The sequence below is a fragment of the Arthrobacter sp. ok362 genome (assembly GCF_900102785.1).
In the GTDB taxonomy this organism is placed as follows: domain Bacteria; phylum Actinomycetota; class Actinomycetes; order Actinomycetales; family Micrococcaceae; genus Arthrobacter.
Genome location: NZ_FNGC01000012.1, coordinates 83941 through 98400 on the forward strand (window position 1 = coordinate 83941; position 14460 = coordinate 98400).

Genomic DNA, 14460 nt, shown 5'->3' on the forward strand with positions numbered 1-14460 from the left:
TCACTCGGCCGTATCGAATTCGGTGCCGAGAAGTTCCTCCGCGCCTGTCGTGACCACCACGGTCCCTGCCGGCGGCCCGTCCGTCAGGACGGCGACGTCGCCGTTGATGCGCTGGACCGTGATGGATTGGCGGACGTAGACCCGAGGCTCAGGGTTGGTGTAGACCCACGCCTTGCCCGAGCTGTCGTACAGTATGGCCCCATAGGGGACGGTGAGCTTCCTGGTCTGGGGATCCACGGCAATCACGGCTGTCGCGATCCCGACCCGTTCGACGGCGTGCTCGGTGAGGGTGAGCCGGTGAAGGTCCGTGCCGGGGACTACAGCGATCTCCGCCGGTTCACCTTCGGACGGTTCGGCCTCCGGTGCCTGGGCGCAACCTGTGGCGGAGAGCGCCGTGAAGACCGCCACGAACACCGCAACGATGAAAGTGGCGACCTTGTTGCCCCGCGGCGAAAGTGGGGAGTTCATGACGCATCCTGGCTCTCAGTTGGTGCAGAGGTGCCCTGGCCGGTCCGGGTGCTGGGTGCTGGCTTCGGCTCGAACCGGAGCAGCATAGCGGGCACAACAAACAGGGTGAAGAAGGCTGTTGTCAGCAGACCGCCCCAGATGATCACGGCAAGCGGCAGGATAATTTCCGTTCCGACGACGCCGCCCAGGAGGGCCAGGGGCAACAGCGCCAGGGCCGTTATCACGGTCGACATCAGGACGGGCCCGAGCCTGTCCTTGGTTCCGCGGACCACCAGCGCAGGCCAGGGCGCCGAAGCATCTGTTGCCCGCAGGCTCCGGACCTGGCCTGTCAGCAGGAGAGCGCCGCGGACGGCTATTCCCAGCACTGCGGCGAATGCGACCAGGGCCACCAGCGAGTTGACGCCGCCCGTGGCCTGGGCGGCCAGCACCCCGCCGGACAGTGCCAGGATCAGGCCCAGGAAGAGCGGGGCCGCGAGCCGCCAGCTCCCCGTCGCCGTCTGCAGCAGCACCAGGATGCCGGCGGCGGCCACGGCCGCGAGCAGCCAAAGCCACTGGTAATTGTTTTGCTGCTGGGCGTATTGGGCGAGGATCTCGGCATGGTAGGAAATCGGGAACTGCATCTGCTGCAGCGCCGTGTCGATGTCACGCTGGATGTCGCCCAGCGGCCGGCCTTGGATCTCAGCCTTGACATCAATGCGCCGCGAGGTGTCATCGTGCAGGATCACGGACTCGTTCCCGACCATGGTCACCTGCGCGACGTCGCCGAGGCGGGCGTGGCCGCCGTTGGGGGTGTCAATGATCAGGTTGCGGACGCTGTCAAGGCTGCTGCGGGTGGCAGCATTCCCCTTCACGATGACCGAGAAGACCTTCTGCTGTTCGTAGAGGTTGCCGACTTCTATGCCCTGCAGCAGGGCGGCAGCTGCCCGCCGTACATCACCGGGGACGACGCCGGCCTTTTGGGCCGCGGCCAGGTTCACTTTGACCTCGGCGATCGGCTGTTCGGCGGGCAGATCGACGTGGGGATTGACCACACCGGCCGTGTGCTCAAGAATCTGTTGCACCTCCGCGGCCTTCTGCCGCAGAATCGTCGGGTCCAGTCCAAAGACCCGGACGGCAAAGCCGCTGTCCGCTTCTTCCCGGATCTGGTCGATGCGTTCCTGCGGGTAGGTGGAGATCTTGCTGGTCAGGCCCGCATAGCCGGCGATCACCCGGTCCACAGCGGCGGCCGTGTCGGCGTAGGACGCGTCGGGGGCCACGGTCACCCACAGCTCGCCGGAGCTGACGTCGCCGACCTGATCCGAGGTGATCGCCCGCCCGACGTGTCCTCCGACGTTGGCCACGCCCGGCACGGTGCGCAGTTCTCCTGCGGCCGCCTCGGTGATCCGGCTCATTTCCTGGTCCGAGGTGCCGGCTATCGCGCTCCAGTGCACCACCAGGGTCTTGTCCGCCAGCACCGGCACCACGGGACGGGTCCCGGCCAACTGGGGTGCGAGCGCCAGTCCGGCCACCGCGACCACCGCCGCAGCGGCGAATACCCACCGCGTCTTTCGCGTCAAGCGCGTCACGGTCCGGCCGTACGCGCCTTGCAGCCGCGCCAGGGAACGGCGTTGCGGCGCCTTGGAACGGACAGGAAGGACGAACGCCAGTGCCGCCGTGACGGTGAGTGCGACAATCATCGAGACAACCAGCGCAAGCAGATAGCTCTGCACCAGGGGCCCGAACAGGGCACCGTTCTCACCCGGGATAAAGAGCGCAGGCATGAGGGCCAGCGCCATGATCAGCAATGCGTAGAGGATTGGCGTGCGGGCTGCCCGCAGGGCGCCCGGGATCACTGAATCGCGTCGGTCCGGTGCCTGGCCCTGGCCGGTGTCAGGCCCGCCGTCGCCGGATACTGATTCTGCCCTGGCGTCCGCGCTGCGTGCCCGCGCGATGCCGTTCAGGTCTTCCGCAACGTCACCTACGATGACGGCCAGGGCAAGCGCCATGCCGGCCAGGACCATGGTGTTCATTCCGGTGCCGCGCAGATCGAGCACCAACGCTGCCGCGGTCAGCGACACGGGAATCGTGATCAGGCTGATCAGGGCCGTGCGCCAGGAACGGAAGAAAGCGCCAAACAGGGCCACGATCAGCAGCAGCGCGATCAGCGCAGCGACGCCGAGCGTCCCGACTTCCTCCTCGATAAAGGAAGCCTGCCGGTAGACGCTGGTATCGATCGTGACTCCGGGCAGGCCGGGCTGGAGCTCGCGGAGGACCTCGTCAACCCCCCGGGTCACGTCCATCGTGTTGGTCTCCGGGAACTTCTCGATGACCAGCAACAACTCGGCTTCGTTGCTGAGCAGGGCGTCGCCGATCAGGGGCTGGTGGTCGGTTGACACCGTGGCCACGTCCTTGAGCAGGAGATTGCCGGCCGGACCCTGGATGGGAACCTGGCCCAGGTCCTCCGGCGTGGTGATCGGCAGGACATGCTGGACGCCGATCCGCTGATGGCCCGTCTCGAAGAAACCGCCGGTGCCCGGAGTGGATGCTTCCAAGTAGCTCAGCGGCGAAACCCACACGGAGTTGCCGGTCGTCTTGATGACTTCGTCGAGGGTGACTCCCTTGGCCTGGAGCCGCGCCGGGTCCACAAGGACTTGAAGTTGCTGGTCGCGCTGGCCCCAGATGGCCACGTTCGCGACCCCGGGCACGGCCAAGAGCCCGGGCTTCATGGTCCAGCGGGCCAGGACGGACATGTCGATGGCTGACATGTCTTTGGAGGTCAGCCGGACCATCATGACCCGGCTCGTCGAGGACAGCGGCTGCATGAGTACCGGAGCCGCCGAAACATTGGGCAGTGCGCGCGCCTGGGTCAGCCGTTCCGAGACGAGTTGGCGTGCTCGCAAGAGGTCTGTCCCCGGCTTGAAGACCATCTGGATCGACGAAAGGCCGGGCACGGATTTGGACCGGATTGCCTCAACCCAGGCCACCCCGTTCAGCAGGTCGGCCTCCATGGGGGAGGTGATGAGTTGCTCCACCTCGGCGGCCGAGAGTCCCAGGGCTTCAGTCTGGATCTCTACCTGCGGCGGGGCGAATTCCGGGAAGGCGTCCACGGACATGCTCGGCAGGTTGGTGAGCCCGAGGGCAAGGATTCCTGCCGCGGCGGCCAGGACCAAGAGCCTGAACTGCAGAGTCCAGCGCGCAATTGCACTCATCATGGCCGGTACCCCGCATGCCCCGCAGTGTCGCCCGGACCAGGGAAATTACAGTCGATGCTTCGGCGTCGTCGGTAGCCTGGGCTGCCGGGGTGGGCCCGGGGAGTGGGCGGGCCGTGCAGCCGCCCTGCCGCGAAAGCGGTTTCTGGGAAAAGGGTGTTGACTGCTATTCCTGTTTGGCCAACTGCACATATTCTATTCACGGCGCGGCTCCTCAACCTAAGCCATAGCGCCCCCCAGCCGTCAAGAGCAATAATGATCTTCGGGCACACAGGCGTCAATAGAGATACAGGTGATCGCCATGAAAGCAGTCGCAGGGGACCGCATCATCATCCGGGGGCACACGGTCGAGTCCACGGACCGGCACGGCCTGATCCTTGAGGTGAGAGGGGTCGATGGTGCGCCGCCCTACCTCGTCAGGTTCGATGACGGGCACGAGACCATCATGTTTCCCGGCGGTGATTTCGTCGTCGAACGGCCCGGGAGCGGACCCTAGAAACTCCGCACTGCGACTCGGCCCTAGAAACCCGACGAGCTCCCGGACCCGGAAAAGCTGCCGCCGCTGGACCCGTACCCGGTGGTGGTGCCACCGCCGCGCGCGCTGCTGACGCTGCTGACGCCGGTGTTGAAACCGGAGTTGAAGCTCGGGACCGAGAAGAAGTAGTAGGACGGGTACACCGTTCCGAGGATGCTCGGCTCGTACGTGCGCCCGGATCTGGCCTTGGTCCCCGACTGTGCACTGTCCATTTCCTGGCGCATGAGACCGGCTTCCTTGTCATTGCGGGCAAACGCGTCGATCAAGGTGTCAGCGTGGTTCCCTAAGAGCTCCGAAAGCTGGGTCCGGGCATCACGCAGCCGGTCCAGCGCCGTCTCGGGGGTGATTGAGCCGTCCGCCAGTTCCGCCGACCAGCGCTCCACATCACGCCGGCTTTCATCGCGGAAGGACCGCAGTGCCGCCGCCGTCGCCGAGGTTCCCTCGGCGCGGCGCTGGCTGAGCAGGTTTTCCAAGTCGTCCAGGTCACTGCGGAACGGCGCGAGCTGGCGGTCCCAGGCGGCGGGCCACGATGAGCCTCGGTTAAGCAAGGCGTTGGTATCGGCGATCACGTCGTCCAGCACGTCGAGTTCGGCCGCGGCGTCGGCGTAGCTCCGGACCAGGTTGAGGTTGGGCCGGCGGCCCAGGTCCCGGCTGCTGAGGGCATGTACCTGGTTGGAAAGTTCGGTGGCTGTGTTGTAGCGGTTCACGAACGTGCGGTGTTTCTCCAGGACCGTGCTTCCGTACCGGGACGATTCGGGAATGGTGCTGGCGTTGAGCTCGGTGACCTGCAGGTCCATGCTGACATTGGCGTAGCTGGCGTCGCCCCGGGCCAGTTCCTTCCGGCTGGACACCCGGGTCCGCCACCGCACGATCAGCCACGCGGCAGCTGCGCAGACTGCGGCGGCCACCGCCGTCCATGCCGTGACCAGGAAGGCTGTGGAACGGTACCACGGCTGATTGATAAGTTCGGCGCCGCGGCGGATCCCGGCAAGGGTGCCGTCGGTCCACTGCGCATCGCGGAGCAGCGCCTTCGAGGCGTTCTGGATGTCCTCACGCTGTTCGGGCGAGACCTTCCGGTCCTCACCCATGTACGTCCCCACATGCCGGCCCACCGGATCGAGGGCGAAGATAAACAGCCCGTCCGCCCACTTCTGCCCGTCGGCGCTGATCCACTCGGGGTGTTCGGTGCGGGCGAACCGCAGGACTTCCGCGTTCAGGTTGTCCGCGGCCGTGCCGTTGTACGTGTAGATCGCAACTTTGGTGGGCTCGTAAAAGTCGGTGGACCGCACTGCCGGCAGCAGCGTCCTTTGGTCCAAAACCCCGGCGCGGTCTTCAACGACGACGGCGGTCGGCGTCACGGCGAGCGCCAAGGGGGCTCCGGCGAGAAGGCCGGCGATCAGCACAACCAGAGCGGCGAGGGCTTTGCGCGTGATTCCCATTTTCCGAGCGTACTGGCTGGCTCCAGCGGCGTCGACGCAGACGCCGGCGAGCGCCATGGGCGGCGTCGAGTCCGTTAAGAAGAACGCGGCCTCGCCGGTGGTCGATCTGACGGAAGCTGCCGCCGAGAAGGGATGAAACCGCAGGTCAGGTGTCCAATCCGGGCTGGCCACCGCCTAGGATTACGGCATGTCTACCTATGAAGTTACGCGCAGCGCAGTCATTCCCGCACCGGCCCAGGACATCTTTCCGTTGGTCAACAGCTTCCACGAATGGACCAAGTGGTCCCCCTGGGAGGCCGTAGATCCCGCCATGGAACGGAGCTACTCCGGCAGCGAATCCGGCGTCGGCGCCAAGTATGCCTGGAGCGGGAACCGCAAGGCCGGCTCCGGCACCATGGAAATTGTCGATACCGCCGAGCCGCGAAACATCAAGATCCGTCTGGAGTTCACCAAGCCCTTCAAAGCGGTCAACCCCACCTCGTTCACGTTCACGCCCTCAGGCAACGGCACCCAGGTCACCTGGACCATGACCGGGGAGAACAAAGGCATCGGCAAGGTCTTCGCGCTGTTCATGAATATGGACAAGATGGTCGGCGCGGACTTCGAAAAGGGCCTGGCGTCGCTCGCCGGCGCCGTCGCACAGCGACAAGCCTGAGCCGGGACTCCGCCGGACCGCCCGGTGACGGCCCGCAGGGCCGGATGACACTTGTGATTGGGCCGTCAGGACTGCCCGGCGGTCCGGCCGAGTTCGGGGTGATGAATCCGGGCGACCTCCGGGTGGGCCCGCAGCCAGCCTTTGAGCACGTTGGCGCCGTAAGACGCGAGCATCGGATTGTCCGGATCATCCGTGACTCCCCGGGACCGGGCCGCCAGCGCGGGCGGAAGCGGCACCGGCTCAATGACGGCGTCGAGCCGGGGCGAGAAGAAGAAGGGGACCGTGTAACGGTCGACTCCGGGCGGAGGCGCCTCGACGCGGTGGATGGTGGCCGCCAGGTAGCCCTGGGTGGCCACTTCCAGCATTTCCCCGAGGTTGACCACCAAAGCCCCCGGAGTCGGCTGCACCGGAATCCAGCTGTCGCTGCCCGGCGGAAGCACCTGCAGGCCGCCGACCTGATCCTGGAGCAGCAAGGTGACGAAGCCGTAGTCCGCATGGGCGCCCACTCCCTGGGGACCGGCGTCCGCGACGACGCCGCCGACGTAGTGGACGAGCTTGGCCATCCAGGCCGGTGAGTCCCGGAACGGTTCGTCGAAGTAGCCTTCCGGCAGTTCCAGGGACACGGCAATGGCACTCAGTAATTCTGCGCCAACGCCGGACATACGGTCCGCCCACGCCATGCACACGGTGCGCAGCTCGGGCAGCGCCCGGTCCGGCATCAGGTTCGGTCCCTGGACCAGCCAGTACGGCCGATCCGGCGGGTAGTCCTCGACGGCGGGACGCTCGGGTCCGAAGTCAAGCTGCTCGCGGGCGTCGGGCCGTCCCTGGGTGATTTCGTGACCCAGCCGCGTGTAGCCGCGGAAGTGGGGCGAGAGCCGGTTGTCCAGTTCGAGTCGTGCCTCAAGCGGGAGCTCGAAGAACCGCCGGGTGACCTCGAAGAGTTCGTCCACCTCGGCGGCAGAGGCTCCGTAACCCGTCAACTGGAAGAAGCCCACCCGATGCGTGGCGTCGCGCAGGGCATCAATAAACGCCGGGTCAAACGTGCCGTCCTGCCCCCTGGCGGCACTCAGGTCCAGGAGCGGAATTGAATCCGATGGTGCGCTCATGAGTGCAAACTACCACCGCAGCATTCACTACTGAACGGTAGGCCAGCCCCCGGTCCGGAAGCGCCGGCGTCGCGCCTTCCCGGCCACGCGTTCCAGAACGCTGTCTCCCAGCCACAATTCAGGGTTCTCGCGGGCTTTCTTGACTGCGGTGTGAAAGAGTGCAACCACTGGAGCCGCCAATGCCACGCTGATCGTTCAATCAGAAAGCCGGAATCCATGAGCCGGAATGCCACGAAATCTCATCGACGGACCGCCGTTCGGCTGCTTGTTGCAGCAGTCCTCGTGGTGTCCGCTGCGGCGTGCGAGCCGCCGCCGCCGGGCGGCAGCGCGAGTCCCACTGCCGGGGGCACGGCCACCGCACGGGCGGGGTCGAAGCCCGGGCACGTGTTCGTGATCAATCTCGAGAACAAGGGCTACGAGAAGGTGTGGGGCGCAGGCTCTGAAGCGCCCTATTTGTCGCAGACGCTGCGCAGCCAGGGCGTCCTGCTTTCCGAGTACTACGGGATCGCCCACAATTCGAACCCGAACTACTTGGCCCAGATCTCCGGTCAGGCGTCCAACGCCATGACCCGCGACGACTGTCCCACCTACGCAGCGTTCCGGCTGACGGGGACAGACTCGCTGGGCCAGGCGGAGGGCACCGGCTGCGTCTATCCGGCCTCGGTCCCTACGGTCGCCGGGCAGCTCAGCACCGCCGGCAAGACCTGGAAGGGCTACATGGAAGACATGGGCACGCCGTGCCGTCACCCCGAACTTGATGGGAAGGACAGCAGCCAGGGCGCCAAGGTGGGCGACCAGTACGCAACGCGGCACAACCCGTTCGTGTACTTCCAGGCCATCACCTCCTCACCGGACTGCCAGGCCAACGTGGTGGACTATGGTGAACTCGCCGGCGACCTCCAGTCCGTGGACACCACCCCCAACTTGTCCTACATCTCGCCCAATCTCTGCAACGACGGGCACGATGACCCCTGCGTCGATGGCAGCACCGGGGGCCTGGCCGCCGCGGACAGCTGGTTGAGCCAGCAGGTCCCGGCGATCCTGGCTTCGCCGGCCTTCAAGCAGGACGGGATGCTGGTCATCACCTTCGATGAATCCGAGGGCAAGACTGAGGGACCGTCAGGACTGCTGCCCGGAGGAACGGCCGGAGGCAGGATTGGTGCGCTGGTGCTCTCGCCGTTCACCAAGGGCGGGACGACGTCGAACCAGCCCTATAACCACTTCAGTCTCCTGGCCAGCATCGAAGACGCGTTCTCCTTGCCGCGCCTCGGGTATGCCGGCGCACCGGGCCTGAACAGCTTCGGCACCGACGTCTTCAACGCGGGCTCCTAGCGGCAGCGCCGGCGGGCAGGACCGCCCGGGAGGCCAAGCCGTTAGCTGGACGCGGGCGCCGCACCGTTGCCGTTGAACTCCTGGCCGTATTCGGCCGAGATCAGGATGGGAAGGTGGTCCGAGGCGCCTCGGGCCAGCGTTTCCACGCTTTCGATCTCCAGCCCCTGGGACGTGGCAAAGTCGAAATGGCCCTTGAAGACCTTGTAGCGGGTGTAGGTCCGGCGGTCACTCATCGTCAGGTCGTAGCCGGCGTCTTTCATCTTCGCTGTCAGGGACTTGGTGAAGAACGGATAGTTGAAGTCACCCACCATCAGCGACATCAGGCCGCCGCCCATGCTGAGCAACTCGGCGTGGGCGGCATGAATCTGGTTCCGCCGCAGTGAGTTGGACGCCGTCAGCGGTGCCGCGTGAAAGGAGGCGATAACGAGCTCGTGGTCGGTCTCGTTGTCCGTCACACGGGTGCCGATGAGCCGCTCGTGCGCGGGGGCCAAAACCCGGTCGTGAAGGGACTTCTTCAAGGCAAACGTCTGGGTGTCGTAAGCGGTGAAGCGGTCCTTGCGGTAGTAGATCGCCAAGCCCAGCCGGTTTCCCCGGGTGGAGTCGGCAAGGTGCAAGTCCCCGATGGACTCCGGCAGATCCTCCGTATCGCACTCCTGGAGGCACAAAGCATCAATCTCGAAATCGCGGGCCAGATCGACCAGCTCGCCGCTGGCCTTGTGCTTGCGGAGGTTGTAGCTGATGACTCTAAGCAGGGGAGCACCTCTTCGCTGGATAGTGGTTGAAACCTCACCCGAGTCTACCCAGTCAGAGCGGATCGAGTGGGGATAACCGCCGCTGGCCCGAAGGGATAGTGTGTTCTGGAATCACCAGCCACGCGAAAGGGCGCACGTTGACTGCTGCACTACCGGAACTTGCCGAGGGCGATTTCTACTATGAGGCGCTGGGCGGCGGGCGGTTCCGCTCCACGATCCACGCCCAGGGCGCCTGGAATGAACACGAGCAGCACATGGCCCCCGCGTCCGGCATCATGGCCGACGCCCTGGCCAGGCACGAGCCCCGCGACGATATGCGCATGGCGCGGCTCAGCTATGAAATCCTCGGGCTGATCCCCGGCGGCGAGTTCGAGGTCGTGACCTCCACCCTCCGCCCCGGCCGGACCATCGAGCTGGTGCAGGCCGAGCTCGTAGCCGGTGGCCGCACGGCCATCCGCGCCACGGCCTGGCGGATGATCACCTCGGACACGTCCGCCATCGCGGCTTTTGAGGATCCCGGGATCCCCGCGCCGGAGGACTGCGAACCGTACGACGCCGCGCGTATCTGGCCCGGCGGCTACATCGCCTCACTGCACATGCGGATCGCCGAGGGCCACCGGGCGGGCTCGGGAACGGTCTGGCTCCGCACCGACTATCCGTTGACCAGCCAGGCAGACAGCGGCGACGTCGCCCGGCTGATCGGCCTGGTGGACACGGCCAACGGAATCGCCGCCCGGGTCCCGCCGGGCAAGGGCAGCTATGCCTTCCCCAACCTGGACCTGCAGATCCACATGTACCGGCAGCCGGAGGGGGAGTGGCTGGGGCTGGACAACGAGGTCTCGTTCGGCACGGACGGGATCGGGCTGACCTCCACAGTGCTGCATGACCTCACGGGCCCGTTCGGCCGCGCGGAACAAATCCTGACACTGCGCAGATCCTGACGCTGCGCAAGTTCTAGTTCGTGTGGAAGACGAGCCAGCCGGCCAGCGTGGCCAGTGCCGTCAGGGCGGCGCCCCAGAGGATGTCGACAACAACCAGCTGCAACGGCCAGGTCTTGAGGGTGGCGGCATTGGTGAGGTCGTACGTGGCGTAGGCAAACGCGCCCAGGGCGGCACCATAGCCGGCGGCACTGAGCCAGCTGCCGCCGTCGAGCGCTGGCCGCAGGGCGAAGAACACGATCCCGGCAATGTAGATCACGTAGAACACCACCGCGTACCCTAGATTGGGCCTGTCGGCCATCAGCTCACCAATCTGGCGGCGGTAGAACGGGTTCATCGTCTTGAGCCAGATGGCGTCGATGATGGCGAACGCGGCGGCTACGACGAGGAATTGCAGAATGACCATAAGGGAGCATAACAACATGCCGCAGGCGCCAGCCGGGCCCCGGACACTGACGGTGGTGCGGCAGCAGGAATCACTCGGTGCCGCCGCCGACCTCGACTTCGCGCTCGGGCTCCTGCAGAAGGTCAAATCCGGTTCATTGGGCCCCACCCTGCGGCTTTACCGGCCGGTTCCCACAGTCGCTTTCGGGCAGCGCGACACGCACCTGCCCGGTTTCGAAGCCGCCGCGGCAGCCTGCAGGCAGCTCGGCTTCGAGCCGCTGGTCCGCAAGGCCGGGGGCCGCGCGGCGGCGTATCACGAGCGGACGCTCGTCATTGATCACCTGGAGCCCGATGCGGACGCGATTGCCGGGGCCAAGGGGCGGTTTTCGCGCTTTGGCGAACTGCTCGCCCGGGCGCTGCGCGACGCCGGCGTGGATGCCGGCGTCGGTGAGATCCCGGGGGAATATTGTCCCGGCGAGTTCAGCGTGCACGGCAGCGACCCGGGATTCCCGGAGCGCCGGATCAAACTGGTCGGCACCGCCCAGCGGGTGGTCGCCGGCGGCTGGCTCTTTAGCTCCGTGATTGTGGTGGCGGACTCCGCCCCGATCCGCGCGGTCCTGGAGGCCAGTTACGCCGCCCTCGGCCTCGAGTGGGACCCGGCGACGGCGGGCGCGGCGGATGACCTCGTGCCGGGCCTCGACGTCGACGCTGTTGAGGCTGCGGTGATCGCCGCCTACGGGCGCTACGCCCCGCTCAGCTATGCGGAGTTCCCGAGCCTGCTCTGAGCCGGCTCTAGGGACGGCCCTCAACCGGACGACGGCGTGCCGCCAGTGGCGCACAGGACGCTGCCCAGGTTGCGGTACTTCGCCAAGCGCCGGGGGAGCAGTTCGGTGACCCCGGCGCTGGCGAGCGTGGCGAGTTCGTATTCGATGGCCCGGCCAAGGCGCCGGCAGAAGGCCTGCGCCTCGTCGGCCGCATCGGAGCGTTCGTCCACGATGTGCTCCACGAGCCCGCTGGCGTGCAGGAATGCGACGTTGACGCCTTGGGCCTCGGACATGGCCGGGGCGAAATCAGTGTTCCGGTGGACGATGGCGCTGGCGCCTTCGGGCGGGAGCGGCGACAGCCAGGCGTGCTGGGCCGCGATGGTGCGGTCCGCGGGCAGGAGGGCCAGTGCCCCGCCGCCGGCTCCCTGTCCGAGCAGCACGGACACCGTGGGCGCGTTGAGTCCGATGAGGTCGTGTAAAGAGCGGGCAATCTCGCCGGCCAGGCCGCCTTCCTCGGCCTCTTGGGACAGGGCAGCGCCGGCGGTGTCGATGACGGTGAGCAGCGGGAGCCTGAGTTCTTCGGCGAGGCGCATGCCGCGCCGGGCCTCCCGGAGGGACGCGGGCCCCATCGCCGTCGGCCGGGAGGGCCTGGGCCGGGTGTGGCCGATGACTACGCAGGATTGCTGGCCGAAACGGGCCAGGGCCAGTTGAAGACCGGGGTCCTTTTCACCCTGTCCGGTGCCGTTGAGCGGGAGCACGTCCCGGGCGCCGTGCGCCAGCAACTGCCGCACATCCGGCCGGCGGGGATCGCGGGAGATGCCGATCGATTCCCAGGCGCCGGCGCCTGACGGCTTCACGGACAGCGTCGCGGGCGCGGCGAGCGGTGCGTGGGGACAGGTGACCAGGATGCTCAAGGCACGGTCGACGACGTCGGACAGATGCCAGGGCGGCACCACCGCGTCGATCAGCCCTTTGTCGAAGAGGTTCTCGGCGGTCTGGACGTTCTCCGGGAACGGGGTGCCGTGGAGGGCCTCGTAGACCCGGGGTCCGAGGAAGCCGAGCAGGGCTCCGGGCTCGGCGGCGGTGATGTGGCCGAGGGATCCCCATGAGGCCATAACCCCTCCCGTGGTGGGATGCCGCAGGTAGACCAGGTAGGGCAGACCGGCCTTCCGGTGGGTGCGGACGGCTGCGCTGATCTTGACCATGGAGAGGAACGCGATGGTTCCTTCCTGCATGCGGGTGCCGCCCGAGGCAGGTCCGGCCAGGAGGGGCAGGCCTTCGCGCGTGGCGCGTTCGACGGCGTTGACGATCCGTTCCGCCGCGGCCTGGCCGATGGAGCCGGCAAGGAACCGGAACTCGCTGATGATGACGGCGACCCGGCGGCCGCGGATGAGGCCTTCGCCGGTGAGGACGGATTCGTCCATGCCGGTCTTGGCCCGGGCGGCGGCCAGTTCCTGCCGGTACTCGGGGCCGGGATCAGGGTCCAGCACAGGCGCGTCCCAGCTCCGGTAGGACCCGGGATCGAGCACCGCGGCGATGAGTTCGGTAGCGTCCAGGTGCCGGACCTTCTGCTGGGTCAGCATGCCGGCCGACCGTCCTGTGCCGTGCCGGCTTCTGTGACCATGCCGGTGGCGGCTGTCAGCCCGAGCCACCGGCGGATCTGGTCCCCGTCCTGGTCCAGCAGCGGCGGCGCGGTGTGGGCCTTCAGCGTGGTTTCCGTGGTGCCGGCGGCGCCGAAGAACCGCAGCGGCGGGCCCGGCAGGCTCACAGTACCGAGGATTTTGTGGTCGACATCGATCACGAGACCCTGCGAGTGCACCTGGTCCCATTCGTAGACTTCTTCCAGGGTTCTGACCTTGCCGGCCGGGATGCCGGCGTCGTTGAGTTTGGTGAGCAGCGGCCCGGCCTCGAAATCGGAGAACACCCGCTCCACTTCTTCGATGACCTTCTCGCGGTTGCGCACGCGGTCCGCGTTGGTGGCGAACTCCGGCCGCGCGGCGTCGATTCCGAATGTCGAAGCGAACGTGGTCCAGAGCTTTTCGCTTCCCACGCTGATCTGCACCCTGCCCTGCCGGCAGTGGAACAGGCCGTAGGGGGCAATCGAGGGATGGTGGTTGCCCTGGGCCTTCGGGACTTCCCCTGCAACAGTGGCCCTGGTGCCTTGGAAGGCGTGGACCCCGATCAGCGCCGCGAGCAGGGACGTACGCACGATCTGGCCCTGGCCTGTCCGCTCACGCTGCAGCAGGGCCCCGAGTGTGCCGAACGCCCCGTACATGCCGGCGAGGAGGTCGGCGATGGGGACCCCGACCCGCTGCGGATCGTCCGGGCCGGACCCGGTCAGGGACATCAGCCCGGCCTCACCCTGGAGGATCTGGTCGTACCCGCTGCGCCGGGATTCGGGCCCGTCGTGCCCGAACCCCGTGATGGAGAGGACCACCAGGGCCGGATTCAGGGCATGCATTTCCGCAGCCGAGAACCCGAGCCGGTCCAGGACGCCGGGGCGGAAGTTCTCGATGACCACATCGGCGCGCTCCAGCAGTTCACGCAGCACTGCCCGCCCGTCATCGCTCTTCAAGTCCAAGGCAATGGATTCCTTGTTGCGGTTACAGGACAGAAAGTACGTGGCCTGCGGATCATCCTCCGGGCCCACGAACGGCGGGCCCCAGCCGCGGGTGTCGTCTCCGGTGCCGGGGTTCTCCACCTTGATCACCCGCGCGCCGAGGTCAGCCAGCATCATCCCGGCATGCGGGCCGGCGAGGGCACGGCTCAGGTCCACCACGAGATAACCGGTGAGTGGGCCTTCGGCGTTGGGCGTGGGTTGGGTGTTCATGGGCGCGTTCCTTCTCTGGTCGGTCTTTGCGGGTGCGCGCGGTGTGCTTGCGCGGTTGGTTGATTTGCC

14 protein-coding genes are annotated in these 14460 nt (G+C 67.0%); 6 read left to right on the top strand and 8 right to left on the bottom strand.

Translation table 11 applies throughout. The annotated features are described in order from the left end of the window. Together BLQ10_RS16175 and BLQ10_RS16180 are read right to left on the bottom strand one after the other, a co-directional pair. Window positions 1-468, bottom strand: coding sequence for an efflux RND transporter periplasmic adaptor subunit (locus tag BLQ10_RS16175; RefSeq protein WP_091563801.1), 468 nt, complete (start codon window positions 466-468; stop codon window positions 1-3). Further along, window positions 465-3659, bottom strand: a complete 3195-nt coding sequence (locus tag BLQ10_RS16180) for an efflux RND transporter permease subunit (protein ID WP_254785612.1) — start codon at window positions 3657-3659, stop codon at window positions 465-467. The genes BLQ10_RS16175 and BLQ10_RS16180 overlap by 4 nt, the downstream gene beginning before the upstream one ends. Before the next feature lie 298 nt (window positions 3660-3957). Between BLQ10_RS16180 and BLQ10_RS16185 the strand changes: the two genes are divergently transcribed. Next, a complete protein-coding gene (locus BLQ10_RS16185) occupies window positions 3958-4152 on the top strand; it encodes a DUF1918 domain-containing protein (RefSeq protein ID WP_091563932.1) in 195 nt (64 codons plus the stop codon). 23 nt (window positions 4153-4175) lie between these two features. Here BLQ10_RS16185 and BLQ10_RS16190 read toward each other — a convergent pair whose 3' ends face one another. Then, entirely contained in the window at window positions 4176-5630 is a 1455-nt protein-coding gene (locus BLQ10_RS16190; protein ID WP_091563934.1) for a DUF5129 domain-containing protein, read from the bottom strand. Here BLQ10_RS16190 and BLQ10_RS22445 point away from each other — a divergent pair. Further along, window positions 5620-5766, top strand: coding sequence for a YegP family protein (locus tag BLQ10_RS22445; RefSeq protein ID WP_175558658.1), 147 nt, complete (start codon window positions 5620-5622; stop codon window positions 5764-5766). The genes BLQ10_RS16190 and BLQ10_RS22445 overlap by 11 nt on opposite strands. Before the next feature lie 51 nt (window positions 5767-5817). After that, window positions 5818-6285: an SRPBCC family protein gene (locus BLQ10_RS16195; RefSeq protein WP_091563803.1), complete on the top strand. Its 468-nt coding sequence runs from the start codon at window positions 5818-5820 to the stop codon at window positions 6283-6285. 65 nt (window positions 6286-6350) lie between these two features. Here the strand turns inward: BLQ10_RS16195 and BLQ10_RS16200 are convergent, their stop codons facing one another. After that, window positions 6351-7391: an isopenicillin N synthase family dioxygenase gene (locus tag BLQ10_RS16200; RefSeq protein WP_091563805.1), complete on the bottom strand. Its 1041-nt coding sequence runs from the start codon at window positions 7389-7391 to the stop codon at window positions 6351-6353. Between the two features lie 216 nt (window positions 7392-7607). Here BLQ10_RS16200 and BLQ10_RS16205 point away from each other — a divergent pair, with 216 nt between their 5' ends. Next, window positions 7608-8723: an alkaline phosphatase family protein gene (locus BLQ10_RS16205; protein WP_254785613.1), complete on the top strand. Its 1116-nt coding sequence runs from the start codon at window positions 7608-7610 to the stop codon at window positions 8721-8723. Window positions 8724-8764: 41 nt separating this feature from the next. Here BLQ10_RS16205 and BLQ10_RS16210 read toward each other — a convergent pair whose 3' ends face one another. After that, complete coding sequence (locus BLQ10_RS16210) at window positions 8765-9475, bottom strand: endonuclease/exonuclease/phosphatase family protein (protein ID WP_091563808.1); 711 nt, start codon at window positions 9473-9475, stop codon at window positions 8765-8767. A gap of 137 nt (window positions 9476-9612) precedes the next feature. Between BLQ10_RS16210 and BLQ10_RS16215 the strand changes: the two genes are divergently transcribed. After that, window positions 9613-10416, top strand: coding sequence for a thioesterase family protein (locus BLQ10_RS16215; protein WP_091563809.1), 804 nt, complete (start codon window positions 9613-9615; stop codon window positions 10414-10416). A 13-nt stretch (window positions 10417-10429) separates the two neighbouring features. On the opposite strand, the gene BLQ10_RS16220 is transcribed toward BLQ10_RS16215, so the two are convergent. Then, window positions 10430-10819, bottom strand: a complete 390-nt coding sequence (locus BLQ10_RS16220) for a DUF2177 family protein (RefSeq protein ID WP_091563811.1) — start codon at window positions 10817-10819, stop codon at window positions 10430-10432. Window positions 10820-10835: 16 nt separating this feature from the next. Between BLQ10_RS16220 and BLQ10_RS16225 the strand changes: the two genes are divergently transcribed. Beyond that, window positions 10836-11582 (top strand): lipoate--protein ligase family protein, encoded by a 747-nt coding sequence (locus BLQ10_RS16225; RefSeq protein WP_091563812.1) that lies wholly within the window; start codon window positions 10836-10838, stop codon window positions 11580-11582. Between the two features lie 20 nt (window positions 11583-11602). On the opposite strand, the gene BLQ10_RS16230 is transcribed toward BLQ10_RS16225, so the two are convergent. Continuing rightward, window positions 11603-13144 carry a carboxyl transferase domain-containing protein gene (locus BLQ10_RS16230; protein WP_091563814.1) on the bottom strand — a complete coding sequence of 514 codons (1542 nt, stop codon included), beginning with the start codon at window positions 13142-13144 and terminating at the stop codon, window positions 11603-11605. After that, window positions 13138-14391 carry a CaiB/BaiF CoA transferase family protein gene (locus BLQ10_RS16235; protein ID WP_091563816.1) on the bottom strand — a complete coding sequence of 418 codons (1254 nt, stop codon included), beginning with the start codon at window positions 14389-14391 and terminating at the stop codon, window positions 13138-13140. Before BLQ10_RS16235 ends, BLQ10_RS16230 begins: the two co-directional genes overlap by 7 nt. Between the last annotated feature and the right edge of the window lie 69 nt (window positions 14392-14460).